Source organism: Paraburkholderia sp. GAS333, assembly GCF_050435665.1.
In the GTDB taxonomy this organism is placed as follows: domain Bacteria; phylum Pseudomonadota; class Gammaproteobacteria; order Burkholderiales; family Burkholderiaceae; genus Paraburkholderia; species Paraburkholderia fungorum_A.
The window spans coordinates 216498-230160 of record NZ_JBNDKS010000004.1 but is presented as its reverse complement, the minus strand read 5'-3'; the positions used below and the strand labels follow the sequence as shown (position 1 = coordinate 230160).

Genomic DNA, 13663 nt, shown 5'->3' with positions numbered 1-13663 from the left:
ACGCTTCAACAGAGTCTATACCGAGAATTTCAACAGTGACCGAGCACACTCAAAACGTCGATTTGAAGATTGTTTGAAAGACCCGATACTTTCGGTCTCTATTCTGCGACGCGAATGGGCCGACGCGATGCACGTGGTGGACCTTCGCTCAATCGCATAAGCGAAGTGAAGTATTCAGGCGACCGAGTCGCGAGCCAGGTCCTGACTGACGCTCGCGAGAGTAGCTGACGTCCCAGCACGAGGTGCAGACTTCGCTCAACCAGCATTAAGGGATATTCCGGACCGAGAAGCCCAACAATGGAAACCGCTTTCTGCAGTTTCCGTTCTTGCCGCTGCAGGCTCGCAACGTAATCGCTGTCACGTCTCACGCTTCGACTTTGAGTAACAAGCTCTGCCGCAGGTGAAGCTACAAGAAGCGCCAAGGCGAAATCTCCCGTGAAGCAACGAGTTTGCCGCATCAGTTCGAGCACCTGGCGCCGTCGAAAGTTACTCATGCAGCAGAGGCAGAGCGTCGTGCGTTCGGGCAAACAATCAGGGGCCGCGAATCGGCTCTCTGACTGCTCCTGCAAAGGCACGTCGAATGTCGAAACAGGCTGCCGCCCGCCGACAGCACCGCCTTCCGAGGTTGTGTGGACGATTCGAGAGACCAGCATACTGGGAATCCGCTTTATGCCAACTTCGTCGAGAAGCGAGATGAATCCCGTGTCGCGAAGCAAGTCATCGAGAAGTCGTCGTAACCGACGATTTTCTTCCGCGACGTGCGTCATTGCGTTGGCGGTGCGTTTTGTGCGGATACATTGCGCCCGCATCACGTCCTGCATCCGTTCAAGTCGTGGCAAGCGGCAATATTGCGATGTCTTCGATACATCGCTCTGCTGGTCACCGATGACCGGGCGAGTACGCGCAGTCATCTACGCTCCAAAAAACGTCCAACCTGCGTCAGTCCTACACTGTCAGTCAGGTCCAGCAGAATACGCAGGTCAGAATGGCGCAACAGGTTGAAATCCTCTGCGTTGGGACCCACGAGTGTTGCGAACTTACCCGGCTGAATACGTCCGGCGGGAATGACAAAGAAGTCGAGAAATTCCCGGATACCCCTCAGCATCCGGCAATACACCAAAAAGTCGATATTGAACCTGTCTGGCCACCGTGCACTCCAGTACGGAGTTTTCCCATCGACCATCCAGGGGGCACGAGCAACTATCTGAAATCGAATCAGGTTGTCGACACAAAGCGTGAGTGACTGCTTCTCATATGTCACCAAGTGGCCTCGTTCGGCGAGAACTTCGGAAGTCACGCGTGCTAAAAGCGCTTCTGCGCGGCGCTCGATGTCGCGATTCTCTTCGCGCTCGGGATTCAGGTTTGGCGCATAGCCAATCTCGCGATATGCCGCGTTGAGACTCCCAAACTCTGCCGCCACCGCTCTGGCAGAGGGCGCCCGGCGGTAATGCTTGAGTAACTTCTGGCTAACCTTCCCATATTTACGCACGAGCATCCTTAGACCATCGAGCAGTTCGTCCCGGTCCGGTGGGCGGCGGTAGTCGGCGAAGCGTGTCTGCACCGCTGAGAAGGTCTTCTGGTCAACGATGGCAGGGAACGCCTTCGGAACAGTTATCCACTGTTCTTCCGGAACTCGGTGCCAACCACCCGCCAGTTTCGATGACGTCCGACTGTAGACGCCGACTCCGGTGTAAGCGGGATTATGGAGAATCTGCGCGATGTGTCGGGGCAACCAGGGCCCGTTATCGCCGTTGACCAGACCAAAATCATTGAGCCTCCTGGCGATTTGTGTGCAGTCTGCCTTCCCCCATGCGTACCACTCGAAAATCTTGCCGATGATACCTACCTGTCCCGCTGCTGCTGGCATCAGCGTGACTCGGTCCGTCCTGATACTTTTGTATTCGTATTTCTCAAGCGTGCGTGTCGAGCCGCGTTTTTCTTCGTACAGGACTCGCTGATACCCGTAAGGCGGGCGGCCACAGACGTGAAACCCGCGCTCTGCAAGCACGCAATGACCGAGGAACACCTTCCGGGACAGTTCCCTGCTGTACTCGGCCGCCATTACCCGCTTGAGCGTTTTCATGACAGGCGACATTGGACTAGGGTCCACTTCGAATGGTTCTGCCACATAGACGACTTTAACGCCGTGGCGTCTGCACAGGTATTCGTAAAAGGCCGATTCGTCGACATCCTGAAATCTTCCCCATCTACTCACGTCGTAGACAAGCACAAGTGAGAAACGGCGCTGCGGGTCGGCAACATCGATAAGAAGCTGGTTAAGTGCTGGCCGGGCCCGAAGCGTCAGACCACTGATGCCTGCATCTTCGTAATCCCTGATAATGCGAATTGACCGCCCAGAAGCGTATTCGGCAATAGCTTGCCGCTGAAATATCGGTGAGCATTGCTGCTGGTCCGTTGACATCCGTAGGTATTGAACAGCGCGCTGTAGCGAATGAGCGGGCTGACGCCCGCTGCGGCTAGGTTGCATTTCGGTGCTCCTTCATGCTCGCGCTGATGGATAAGCCGTCTGACCGAAGTGGCAAGAAAGGGTGACGCAGCCTGTATGCAGCAACAGGGGGGCCGTCGTCAGCCCGGGTCATCGGCTGTGTTGCCTGGTTTCAGGGTCCGTCGGCCAGTCCCTGTTTGGCCAGCTTGTCGACACATACTTTGTGCAGCGTCTGCGCACTAGGCCGCCGGTAATCGATACGCCAACTTCCCGCAAACAACTGGTTGAGCCACGTTTCATCGTTGCATTCCGGCTTCTGGAGAAACTCTATCGCGACCATGACCGAGAGCTTCGACAGGGCAGCTCGTTCCCGCGCAGGGCAATTTGCGCCGTTTGCACACAGCCAGAGCAGCACCGATTCTCCAAGATGCTGAGAAACCAACCATTCTCCAGTCCGTGCTCGTGCAATGAGTTGAGAAACCACCAGATATGCCAGCAGTTCCGCGCGCGCCTGGCCGTCGAGGTTGTAGGGAATTGAACCGTATGCGTCCATGTTTCTCATGCGCCTTCATTAATCTCTTCAGCGGCCTCAGTGTCATCGACCAGCGGTATCGTGCATCCGCTTCGGCAACGTCTGGTCACCCAGCCAAGTCTCTTGCCCGTCATCAGCTATCTCCCCGCTGTCTTTGCCTCAACCCTTCGAAAGTTCTTCGACCGGGGTTCGCGTGTACTGGGCCTCGAGCGCGCTGACTGTGCGTCACTGCTGATGGTGTCGAATTGAGTCGAGTAATCGGGATGATGCTCATCGAGCCATTGTCTGAGGCACCCATTTCCCATCAGTTTTGCAACGTAAGCCGCTGACACCGTGAGATGAAGATGTTCGATTCCATACCGCTCGTCGGTCTGGGCAACGGCAGTCTGAAGCATGGCGAGTTCACGTTCCAGCGTAGCGAGTTGCTCCGCAACTTCGCTCCGCACCTTCCGGTCGGAACCCGGCTCAAGCTGCTCCGGCGGAGTCGCTGCGACAATTGCTCGCGCGAACGACGACGTAAAGTTTCCCTGGCCGCACATAAGCTCAACTGCAGCAATCTGACGCAGCGGTTTGAGGAGCTTCAACGCTCTAAATGTAGTCGCCGGACACATCTTATCCCCAAGCAAAGCCGCCGCTTCCGGCGAAATACCTTCCAGCAGACTGGCTCGACGCTTGACCGTGTTGACGTCAATTCCCAGTACCTGAGCGATACGTTCCCTTGAGACACCCTGCCCAATTGCCCTGGCTATCATCCGCGCGTCCTGTGCAGAGGTTAGTCGGCTAATGTATCGATTGTATGTGTACGCCTCATCATCCGTTGCGATGATGCACTGTGCCTTCTCAAGGCCTAAGCGACGCAACGCCTCAATCCGCAGTCGACCGTCGAGAATACGGAACACCTCTGCGCTGCTTGAAATGCGCGCGACAATCAACGGCTCCACCAGGCCGACCGTCGCGATGGATGCCAGAATCTGCAGGAATTTTTTTCCAGAGGTGGCTGTTCTCGGAAGCTGCCTTGACGATTCCAGTGTATTCAGCTGAAGAATGACGGGCTGCGTTTCGAAGGTAGTTTTAAGGGGTTGGACTGTCAATGAATCCATGATTTAACCTCCCCACGGATACGTTGGTCGAGGACTCGGGGAAGAGTGGTAAGGCCCTCCTGCTCAAGCAGGGATACGAATTCGCGCTCGCGCATGAGCTCACGTAGCGCATGGACAATAAACGACAAACGCGCATGCACCAATTCAACTCTTTTTGCTAGAACTCTTTGACGTTCACTTTCCCGCATGTATAACCGACGTAATTGGTCCGGAGCCAATTCGTGTGAACGAGGACCGGAAGGACCGGCGTAGATGGGTAACGATTTTCCTCCCGCACGCGAACGACGGCTCAGTAGCCTGCGAACGACGGCCAATTGAGGACCTGTTAGCGTTCCCTCCTCATATGCTTCAACCAACGCGGACTGAACGTCGGCGTCATTCGCCCGTGAAATCTGGACGGCGATAGCGATAGGCATTGTTCCGGCTTCAACGGCGGTGATAAGTCTTTCCTCGCCCTGGTCCAGGAGAAACATCAGGCTTTCCAGATACGCAGGCGAGAGTCCCACTTTTTCTGCAACGATGTTGTCGGAGTATCCGCTCATTCGTAAGTTTTGGATGTCTCTCAGCAGCTCAAGCGTTGAGTGATTGCGTCTGGCGATGTTTTCCACAAGACTCATCACCAGACACTCGTCTTCAGGCTGGTCAATGATATTCGCGGGAATAGTGCCATACCCCAGTGCCTGCACAGCTTCAAGTCGTCCCTGTCCGCAGACGAGGTCGAACTCGAACGTATGTTCTTGTGATGTGCAAGGCGTTACTGTGATGGGTTTTTTCAGGCCCACCGCTGCGATGCTCTCCTGAAGCGTTTGTCTTTGGCGCTTGCTACGGCTCCGCGGATTGAGTACGCGAATGCTGCTAACACTGATATCCGAGATTGGAGCCAAGGCGTTATCTGACATTTAAAGCCTCGATGCGAGTCCGCGCTGTCAATTCAAGCAGGACACTCTCGTCCGGATAACGGAATGTTTCAAAAGGACTGCTGCTTCCCACCCTGACGGAAAGTGAGAATTCGTAGCCGGGGGGCAAGCTACCTCGCGGAAAGACGTAGAAATCGAGAGGCAGTTCAAACGCGGAGTCCTGACGCAGTACGACCAGAAGGTCCGGAGAGAAATAGGTTGGCCAGCGCACCCGCCAGCGAGGGCGGTGAGAATCGAACTGGACAACAAGGCATGTTGCGAATCTGACAACCAGTTCGTCATCGACGCGGATGGTCGTCTCGTCTCTTGATATTTCAATGACGTGGCCCAGCGCCTTAAGTGCACCGGTCGTCCTTTCTATGCATCCCTGAAGTGCGGCTCGAGACGCACGATAGACTTCACGCCCTGCACCGACGTAATCACGTTCAAACCCCACGCGCGCGTACGCGAACTGCATGCATCCAAAACGCCTCCAGTATGTCTTTCCTCCAGGCATTCCGGACGCATCGTCGATGGCCTTTGCACTGACGACCTCACTCGAACGGACGAAATCCTTTAACCTTTTCAGGATTTCGTCGTCGCTAAGGTTCTGCGTCCTGTTTATCCGAATTGCTTCTGCTGCCTTAAACGTTACCTGGTCTACGAGAGCTGGGAATGCTCCGTGTGCGCGCGACCATTCAGAGGGTAGGTTCCTATGCCAGTTCGCACCGAGCTTTTTGGAAGTCCTGCCATAGATATTGGTCCCGGCATATTTTTCATTGCTCAATATGCTTGTGATTTGCTGAGGATTCCAGGGGCGACCGTGGTTATTGCGCAGGCCGAATACATTCAGCCTGTCCGCAATCCTCTTGCATCCTAGTCCCTGAATAACGTACCAGTCATAGATTCGCCGAACGAGCGAAACTTCGCGTTCATCTCCGGGTACCACTATGACCCTATCGGACTGGAGATTTTTGCGTTCCTTGTCGCATAAGCGTCCCTTGACCGTGCCGTCTGATGCGAGCAAAAGCCGTTGCAGTCCGTATCCTGGCGCAGCTCCTTGCCAGAAGCCGCGCTCAGCGAGTCGGCATTGCCCAACGAACACTTTTTGAGAAAGCTCGCGACTATATTCACCTGCCATCGTTCGCTTAATCGTTTTCATTAAGGCTGCCGAAGCACTTCCGTCCCAAGCGAATTGCTCTGCGCAATAAACGACCTGAACGCCTGCCTCTCTGCACAGGTACTCGTAGTGAGCGCATTCGTCGACGTCCTGGAAGCGTCCCCATCGACTGACGTCATAGACGAGAACGAGACTGAACTCGTTGGCGCGAGATTGGACGTCCTGAAGCAGGTCAAGAAGAGCTGGCCGACCTTTGAGTGTTACTCCGCTCTTGCCCGCATCCTCGTACGTCGCGACGACAGTGATGCCTTGCTTCTCCGCGAAATCGGCAATGGCTAGCTTCTGATTTTCAGTCGAATACTCCTGATGGTCCGTCGACATGCGCACATATTGCGCCGCGAGTCGTCCAGCCAGAGACGATGACGAGCCGACCACGTGTTGCATTCCAACCTCCAGATGCACGCCGTCCTTAGTGATAGCTCTGTTGCGGTGCAAGTCAAGCAGTTAAATTAACTAATTTCTGATTTTTTGTTAGGGACCCAACCGCATCCCCCATCCGCGACCGATAGAACCAAATAGGCTTTTTTTTACTTCTGGCCACTGCTGAGGTTATTGCTGGGTATGTGGTTACAGACATAGCGCAACCTCCTCACATCAAACTATTTTCCATACGGGTCAGCGCTGCGGACATTGCAGATGATTGACCGGCGCTATATAGCATTGGCGCCGATTTGCAGCCCTCGGCGATAGATGGTTCTCGAACGAAGTCGACGCGCTTGTGCGCTGCTTCAGCGTACGATGGCGAATCGTGGAAGATGGACGGGGCCGCAGGGCAGCTTGACCGCTGCGACTGCGGAGGTTAGCCGGTGCTCCAGAGAGGTCTGGCTCGTACTCAGGTGGGGCAACATAACTGCGTAGCAAGGCCATTTAGACTTCGCCCTACACAGTCGCATTCCTGCTCAGCGGACGATAAAAGCCGGCTCACCAGGGAACAAGCTTTTGGGGGCAAACTCGACACATCGCAGCGACAACGCTCTCGCCCTTAGATATGCCGGTGGCAACGCTCTGCATCGCCCATAGCGTCCTCCCTGGTAAGCAGCCGCGCAGCGGTCAATGATGTTTGCAAGCGAGTTGCTTCGGCTATTCCATCACCCACCAGTCGTCGTGACTCAATAAGGAATAGCCTACGAAAGGCAACGTTCAAATAGCAACCCCATCCTCAACCAAGATATCTTTTTTGAGGTTTGGTCTGAAATCTATAGGTAAGCATCGGGTCCCCTAGACGCAATCGTCGAAGGTTCCTTCCGCCGTTACACCAGCTCCGCCAGACTATTTCGGGTCCCGCGCCTCTAGCTTCGCCAGCGCGTCCGTTTTCTCAGGACCCATCCCCGTGGTACGGATTTCCCTAGCGCGCCACCGGTCACTCCCCGTCCGCGCTAGCGGTCACTCACCGAAGCCCTTCATTCGAAAGGGGCGGCCCTAAACGTCGGACGGCTCGTGCTCGGCGACGCGTGACAGACTATTTATATCATCCTGAATCCGAGGATGCCATGGCTCACGGAAACTATCTTTTAATTCGAATTCGTTCGACGGAAGTCACCCATAGACAAAAGAAAGAATTTTTAGCCCATCGGTTCGCTGGGGGTTTCGTTGCCTTTGTGAGGGCTCCGTCTCGGGTGCTTGCGTCGCCGCTCGACGGAGTCATGGTTGTCGGCCCGAGCCGCATATTTTCGGGCAGACTAGCTGCCAATATGCCCTTCAAATGTTCATCCAACGGTGCGATGAAAAGCAAAATTCAGGAACTTGGTGTCAACTAAAAGCACGCGTTTCGCTGCTTGCAAGTTTCGTCTGTTCAATGTGGATAGGTTTTTTCCTGTCTGTTTTGTTTCCATGGCTGCACCTGGAAAGTCATGGCGTCGAGCTGCGCTCATCAGCGGATTGCAGAGAATCCTGTTCACATCTTGGCAGCACGCAAACTTTCGTCACATCCTCGTGAACACTTCGAGATTGCTTGTGCTGGGCTGGCTCTGGACCTGGCCTAAGGTCACGAACTTTTGGGATGCCACAATAGGCTCGATGCCCGCAGCCGGAAGTTGTGCATGGCTATTGGGCGCGCCATACACGATTCATGTCGGTGCAGGCGGCCTGTATATCCGCGACAACGGCGAAGCTCTCGCACGGTACTCTGCACGGTGCAAGGCGCCCAGTTAGCGTTCCAGCAATGCTAAGCGCGCTAACTCGGCGAAATATTGCGAGCCGACCGACAGGATATCGTCGTTGAAATCGTACTGCGCATTGTGCAGAGGTATGCCTCCTTTATCGGTAGCAATACCGTTGCCAATGAAGATGAAATTTCCGGGTACGACTTGGAGGAAGGCACCGAAGTCTTCCGAAATCATCATCGGAGCAACGTTTGCATCAACATTCTTGGCTCCGGCGACATTCGCCGCAGCAGTAACGGCGACTTCGACGAGCTCTGGTGTATTCACCGTAGGGACAAACTCATGCGTGTACTCGAAGTCACATTCGACTCCATGCATGCGACAAACGCCTTCGCTGACTTCGCGCATCCTCGTACTCAGTAGTCTCTGGACGTCTGGCGAGTAGCTCCGCGTGTCGCCCTTGATGACAACGTTGGACGGAATTACGTTGCGAAGACCATCAGTGATGACTTCTGTGCAGGAGATGACCGCTGAAAGACTCGGGTCAAGGTTACGCGAAATGATGGTCTGCAATCCAAGGACGATTTGCGACGCAATAACGATTGGGTCGACACCCATATGGGGGCGAGCTGCGTGCGTCCCAACGCCTTTGATGTGAATGACAAAGTTGTCTTCACTGGCCATGATGCCACCGGCCCGTGTTGAGAAACTGCCAGCAGGCATGCCCGGCATGTTGTGCGCGCCGAAGATAGCGTCGACCGGGAATCGCTCAAACAGGCCGTCCGCAATCATTGCCTTGGCACCTCGACCATGTTCTTCCGCTGGTTGGAAAATAATGCGGACAGTCCCGTCGAAATTCCGCCGTTCGGAAAGCAGCTGCGCTGCACCCAAAATCATCGCCATGTGGCCGTCATGGCCGCACGCGTGCATCTTTCCAGGTGTGCACGACGCATATGGCCGATTCGGCGCGTTTTCTGTGATGTTGAGCGCGTCCATTTCAGCTCTTAGGCCAATGACTCGCTTTCCATCGCCGACCTTAAGATTAGCGACAAGTCCGGTTCCGCCTATATTGCGATGTACCTCGTAGCGGAGTGTCTTGAGAATTTTTGCGACATATTCCGAGGTTTGGACTTCTTCGAAGCCAGTCTCCGGGTTGCGATGCAACTGCTGGCGCCAACCCTTTAGCTGCTCTTGCAGGGACGTTTCCATGGGAATTTCCTTGGTCGTTACTTTTGGCGGTTCAGTGTTCCAGAGCCTTCATCCATTCACGCTGGCGTGCGAGGACTGCTTCGGCAGACTCTCCGACTAGCTCGCGATACACTGAGGGCGCTGTCGCTCCCTCGGTGTTGATAACTAGCACATGGGAATCCGCACCAAGTCCAACGGCAGTGGCGAATTCGGGGCTGCGCATCAGCACCGTCAAGCCCGCGAAGCCCGCTGCGCCAGATTCACCCACGACGAGCGGTGGGTCGCGGTCCGTCCCGGTCGAGAGGGTTCGCATCGCATCGATGGCGTCGTTGTCACTGATGGTCATGAACTGGTCGACGCAACGCTCAAGAATTTTCCAGGCGAGTGGCGATGCCTCGCCGCATGCGAGCCCGGCCATCACCGAGTCGACAGTGCCGGTCGCAGTGGTGGCGTGGCCTGCAATTGCGCTCTGGTAAAGGCAATCTGCCTGCTGCGGCTCGACTACGATAAATTGAGGCCGTTCTGCACCATAGTGTTCCCAAAGATAGCTTGCGACGCCTGCAGCGAGGCCACCGACTCCGCCCTGAAGGAAAACGTGGGTGACAGGCGAGCGCGAGGTACTGCTCTCGAGTTGGACAATGGTTTCGCTTGAAATCACGCCATAGCCCTGCATGACATCGCGAGGAATTGCTTCATAGCCCTCGTACGATGTATCCGACACGACGTTCCAGCCATTTTCCTTCGCCAGTTCCGCAGCGTACTCGACTGACTCATCGTAACCGCCCGCAATACGGACAATCTTCGCACCATACTGAGCAATTGCTTCTTCGCGCTCGGCACTGACGTTTGCATGAAGAACAATCACACACTGGCAACCGATATCCCGGGCAGCAGCGGCCAGCGATTTCCCGTGGTTTCCATCGGTCGCGCTAATCACCGTTACATTTGCAAGCAGTTGGGAATATTTTCCTGCAACAAGGTCTCGCGGATTCAGATTGTGGGTGTGCCACTGCCGCAGCAATAGACGCATCAATGCAATCGGCGCACCCAACGCCTTGAAACTGCCAAGCGGGGAACGAAACGACTCGTCCTTAAGACTGATGCTTGCCACGCCCAGCGCGGCCGCCATATCCGGCAAGGACCATAACGGCGTGGCCGTTCGGTTAATCTGGTCCCAACTGAAAAGCCACGCGCCGCTTTCGTCCGCTGCCTTTTTGTTCAGAATTTCTTGTAAATCCTCTGGGTAAGCAGAGCGCAACGAACGGGGATTGGTTAAAAGCATCGGGATAACTCCGTATTACAGCGAAGCAGTAGCGTCGCGTTTCATCATCGAAAGCGACTGGTCTAAGCCCAGTCAAGATGAAGAGATAATATTGCGTTCGCCGGTTAATTTGTAATCGAATTCATCAGCAAAAACGAGATAATTTCTCGTGACAGGGGCTTTTTAGGACGAGCTGCTTGGCATCACCGCTCATCACTTCCGCTTACTTGCGTACGACAGACTTGTCCGTCCATTCGCCCTTCACAAACTGGCGTACAGTAATTGCGCCATTGCGAATGTCGCCTGCCGTGTCGAACTGAATAGGTCCTGTCACGCCGTCTGTTTTGACTGACTGCAACTTCGCTAGATACACCTTCGGGTCTGTCGAATCGGCGGCCTGCATTGCGGCTGCTATGGTCATAACCGCGTCGTAGGCATACGGCGCATAGAGCTGGACCGGTGCATTGAACCGTTTTTCAAATCGATTGAAAAACGCCGTGCCTTGCGGCATTTGTGAAGGAGGAACGCCGGCCAGCGTGCAATACACATCACTCGTCATTGTGGAACCGGCAAGTTTGATGAATTGCGGGGTGCATGCCTCGTCGCCGGCGATGAACTTCACGTTGAGTCCAAGTCTACGCATCTGTTGAACAAACGCTGCAGCCTGGGTGTCACCGCCAGTGAAGGCAATGCCATCTGGGCGACGACTCTTGATGCTCGTCAGAATTGCCATCCAGTTTGTCGTCTTGTCGCTGCCGAATTCCCGGCCGACGACCGTCCCACCATCTGACTTGACCGATTTTTCTATTTCGTCGGCGAGCCCCTGCCCGTACGCAGTCCGGTCGTCGACGATGACAACCTTGCTCGCCTTCAGGTCATGGACCATATAGGAGCCCATTACCGAACCTTGTCGCACGTCGTTTGCGACCATGCGAAAAACGTTCTTGAGACCTCGCTGGGTCAACAGCGGGTTAGTAGCCGACTCGGTAATCATCGGGATTCCGGCATTGCCGTATATCGTGGAAGCCGGAATTGACGTACCAGAGTTTGCGTGGCCGACCACCCCTGCGACCTGGTCATCGACCAGCTTTTGAGCGACTGTCACTGCCGTCTTCGGGTCCGCAGCATCATCCTGTGAATCCAGAACGAAGGTCACCTGCTGTCCGCCAATCCGCAACTTCCTGCTGTTAAGGTCTTCAATCGCGAGACGAACGCCGTTCTCGTCGTCCTTTCCGATGTGCGCCAGTTCTCCTGTCAACGGAGAAACCTGGCCGATTTTGACCGTAGTATCGGCCAATGCTAAGGTCGCCGTCGTGGTGACTGAGGTAGCAAGAAGGAGTCGGCAAAGCAGTTTGGTTTTCATGTTTATATAGTCATACTGAAAGAGTATTTGCTTATCGTCGTTCGAACGAAAGAGTCCTTTAACCTGCCTTGCCCGTAAATTTCTGGTCGAAGCTAGCTGGCGTTGCATGCTCAAGGTAGGTGTAGGGTGGAAGCGTTTCATCGCTCCCGACCGACAGAACTCCCGGTGCAAGCGTGGACGCTGCATTTGCGGATATGCACGCACCAGCGAAAGCGATAGCAGTGGCGCTGAGAGAGACAATGCTGGCAAGCAGTCGAAGTTTCATTGTTAGCTCCGGTTTTCATCGGGCGGGGAACGGGGCAGGTTCGAACCCGCCGGCAATTGCTCTGTGACTCACCTCGCCATCGATTTGGGCGAGCAGTCCGGATATCACAGCAGGACCTAAACCCGCTTGACAAGAAGAGTTTATTGCGAGACAACCTTTAATCTTTATCTAAAAATGCTCGACTTTCGATAAAAATTCTCATGCCACCGACCTTGCGCAATTTGGAACTGGACGATTTCGACCTGAAAATTCTGGCAATCGTCCAACGGGATAATCAGACGCCCCATAGGGAAATAGGTCAGGAAATCAACCTGTCGGTGCCATCGGTCGCTCGTCGCCTGCAGAGGCTAAGAAGTGCGGGTGTGATTGCAGCAGACCGCAGTGTCCTAAGCCCCAATGCGCTCGGTGCGCGAGTGACGATAATCACGCACGTTCAGGCTGAGAACGAGGCAATCGAGTTACTCGACGCGATGAAGGCGAGGTTTGAAGCGTGCGAACAAGTGCAGCAGTGTTATTACGTGACGGGCGACGTCGACTTCATTTTGATTTTTTGTACGCGCGACATGGACGAATACACTTCGCTGACCAGGTCGCTTTTTTTCGCTGAAGGGAACGTCAAAAGCTTCCGTACGTTCGTTGCGATGGAACGGGTCAAGACGACTCTTAATGTTCGCATCGAATCAAAGAAACCTTAGGATTACGGAATTAAATAGCCAGGTTTTCAAATTACAGATGAAAAACAAATTTCAGGAACTTGGTGTCAACTTAAAAACACGCGTTTCGCTGCTTGCAAGTTTCGTCGGTTCAATGTGGATAGTTTTTTTCCTGTCTGTTTTGTTTCCATGGCTGCACCTGGACAGTCATGGCGTCGAGCCGCGCACCATCAGCGGATTGCAGGGAATCCTGTTCGCGCCCTGGCTACACGCAAACTTTCGCCATATCCTTGCGAACACTTCCGGATTGCTTGTGCTGGGCTGGCTCTGCACCTGGCCAAAGGTCTCAAACTTCTGGAATGCCACGATAGGCTCGATGCTTGGGGCAGGGATATGTACGTGGCTACTGGGAGCGCCTTACACGATACACATCGGCGCAAGCGGACTGGTCTTCGGTTATGCCGCGTACCTTGTAGGGCGCGGCCTTTATATCCGCGACATGCTTTCGGTAGCAGTCGCGCTCGTCGTGGTCGCGGCGTATGGAATGACGATGTTCATCGACGCGTTGCCACTGACGCCGGGCATCTCGTGGCAAAGTCATGTCGGAGGTGCGATTGGCGGGATTCTGGCCGCCCGTGCGGGTCGGGTGTCGCGCGCCAGCCTACGCTAGCTGCAAC

At 54.8% G+C, this 13663-nt stretch carries 12 protein-coding genes; 2 read left to right on the top strand and 10 right to left on the bottom strand.

Annotated elements, in window-relative coordinates; all coding sequences use genetic code 11:
• Positions 1-98: 98 nt before the first annotated feature.
• The 10 genes from ABH945_RS23055 to ABH945_RS23010 all read right to left on the bottom strand — a co-directional run bounded on the left by ABH945_RS23055 (position 99) and on the right by ABH945_RS23010 (position 12333).
• Entirely contained in the window at positions 99-911 is an 813-nt protein-coding gene (locus ABH945_RS23055; RefSeq protein WP_143026343.1) for a hypothetical protein, read from the bottom strand.
• The gene (locus ABH945_RS23050; RefSeq protein WP_074768960.1) at positions 908-2488 is read right to left on the bottom strand and encodes a recombinase family protein; all 1581 of its coding nucleotides are present in this window, start codon (positions 2486-2488) and stop codon (positions 908-910) included. Before ABH945_RS23050 ends, ABH945_RS23055 begins: the two co-directional genes overlap by 4 nt.
• A gap of 130 nt (positions 2489-2618) precedes the next feature.
• Positions 2619-2999, bottom strand: a complete 381-nt coding sequence (locus tag ABH945_RS23045; protein WP_143026344.1) for a hypothetical protein — start codon at positions 2997-2999, stop codon at positions 2619-2621.
• Between the two features lie 116 nt (positions 3000-3115).
• Entirely contained in the window at positions 3116-4078 is a 963-nt protein-coding gene (locus ABH945_RS23040; protein ID WP_074768964.1) for a plasmid partitioning protein RepB C-terminal domain-containing protein, read from the bottom strand.
• Positions 4066-4977 carry a ParB/RepB/Spo0J family partition protein gene (locus ABH945_RS23035; protein WP_429252044.1) on the bottom strand — a complete coding sequence of 304 codons (912 nt, stop codon included), beginning with the start codon at positions 4975-4977 and terminating at the stop codon, positions 4066-4068. The genes ABH945_RS23040 and ABH945_RS23035 overlap by 13 nt, the downstream gene beginning before the upstream one ends.
• On the bottom strand, positions 4967-6538 hold the full coding sequence (locus ABH945_RS23030; RefSeq protein ID WP_074768968.1) for a recombinase family protein: 1572 nt from the start codon (positions 6536-6538) through the stop codon (positions 4967-4969). The genes ABH945_RS23035 and ABH945_RS23030 overlap by 11 nt, the downstream gene beginning before the upstream one ends.
• Positions 6539-8301: 1763 nt before the next feature.
• Positions 8302-9465: a M20 aminoacylase family protein gene (locus tag ABH945_RS23025; RefSeq protein WP_074768970.1), complete on the bottom strand. Its 1164-nt coding sequence runs from the start codon at positions 9463-9465 to the stop codon at positions 8302-8304.
• A gap of 31 nt (positions 9466-9496) precedes the next feature.
• The gene (locus ABH945_RS23020; RefSeq protein ID WP_074768972.1) at positions 9497-10726 is read right to left on the bottom strand and encodes a diaminopropionate ammonia-lyase; all 1230 of its coding nucleotides are present in this window, start codon (positions 10724-10726) and stop codon (positions 9497-9499) included.
• A gap of 202 nt (positions 10727-10928) precedes the next feature.
• Complete coding sequence (locus ABH945_RS23015) at positions 10929-12068, bottom strand: branched-chain amino acid ABC transporter substrate-binding protein (protein ID WP_074771126.1); 1140 nt, start codon at positions 12066-12068, stop codon at positions 10929-10931.
• 58 nt (positions 12069-12126) lie between these two features.
• Complete coding sequence (locus tag ABH945_RS23010; RefSeq protein ID WP_143026345.1) at positions 12127-12333, bottom strand: hypothetical protein; 207 nt, start codon at positions 12331-12333, stop codon at positions 12127-12129.
• A 200-nt stretch (positions 12334-12533) separates the two neighbouring features.
• Between ABH945_RS23010 and ABH945_RS23005 the strand changes: the two genes are divergently transcribed.
• Both ABH945_RS23005 and ABH945_RS23000 read left to right on the top strand, forming a co-directional pair.
• Entirely contained in the window at positions 12534-13028 is a 495-nt protein-coding gene (locus tag ABH945_RS23005; RefSeq protein ID WP_429252043.1) for an Lrp/AsnC family transcriptional regulator, read from the top strand.
• A gap of 37 nt (positions 13029-13065) precedes the next feature.
• On the top strand, positions 13066-13656 hold the full coding sequence (locus ABH945_RS23000) for a rhomboid family intramembrane serine protease (RefSeq protein ID WP_074768976.1): 591 nt from the start codon (positions 13066-13068) through the stop codon (positions 13654-13656).
• Positions 13657-13663 lie beyond the last annotated feature (7 nt).

Coding starts and splice junctions, on each gene's coding strand:
- ABH945_RS23055 (WP_143026343.1), bottom strand. CDS start 911: ATGACTGCGCGTACTCGCCCGGTCATCGGTGACCAGCAGAGCGATGTA.
- ABH945_RS23050 (WP_074768960.1), bottom strand. CDS start 2,488: ATGCAACCTAGCCGCAGCGGGCGTCAGCCCGCTCATTCGCTACAGCGC.
- ABH945_RS23045 (WP_143026344.1), bottom strand. CDS start 2,999: ATGGACGCATACGGTTCAATTCCCTACAACCTCGACGGCCAGGCGCGC.
- ABH945_RS23040 (WP_074768964.1), bottom strand. CDS start 4,078: ATGGATTCATTGACAGTCCAACCCCTTAAAACTACCTTCGAAACGCAG.
- ABH945_RS23035 (WP_429252044.1), bottom strand. CDS start 4,977: ATGTCAGATAACGCCTTGGCTCCAATCTCGGATATCAGTGTTAGCAGC.
- ABH945_RS23030 (WP_074768968.1), bottom strand. CDS start 6,538: ATGCAACACGTGGTCGGCTCGTCATCGTCTCTGGCTGGACGACTCGCG.
- ABH945_RS23025 (WP_074768970.1), bottom strand. CDS start 9,465: ATGGAAACGTCCCTGCAAGAGCAGCTAAAGGGTTGGCGCCAGCAGTTG.
- ABH945_RS23020 (WP_074768972.1), bottom strand. CDS start 10,726: ATGCTTTTAACCAATCCCCGTTCGTTGCGCTCTGCTTACCCAGAGGAT.
- ABH945_RS23015 (WP_074771126.1), bottom strand. CDS start 12,068: ATGAAAACCAAACTGCTTTGCCGACTCCTTCTTGCTACCTCAGTCACC.
- ABH945_RS23010 (WP_143026345.1), bottom strand. CDS start 12,333: ATGAAACTTCGACTGCTTGCCAGCATTGTCTCTCTCAGCGCCACTGCT.
- ABH945_RS23005 (WP_429252043.1), top strand. CDS start 12,534: ATGCCACCGACCTTGCGCAATTTGGAACTGGACGATTTCGACCTGAAA.
- ABH945_RS23000 (WP_074768976.1), top strand. CDS start 13,066: ATGAAAAACAAATTTCAGGAACTTGGTGTCAACTTAAAAACACGCGTT.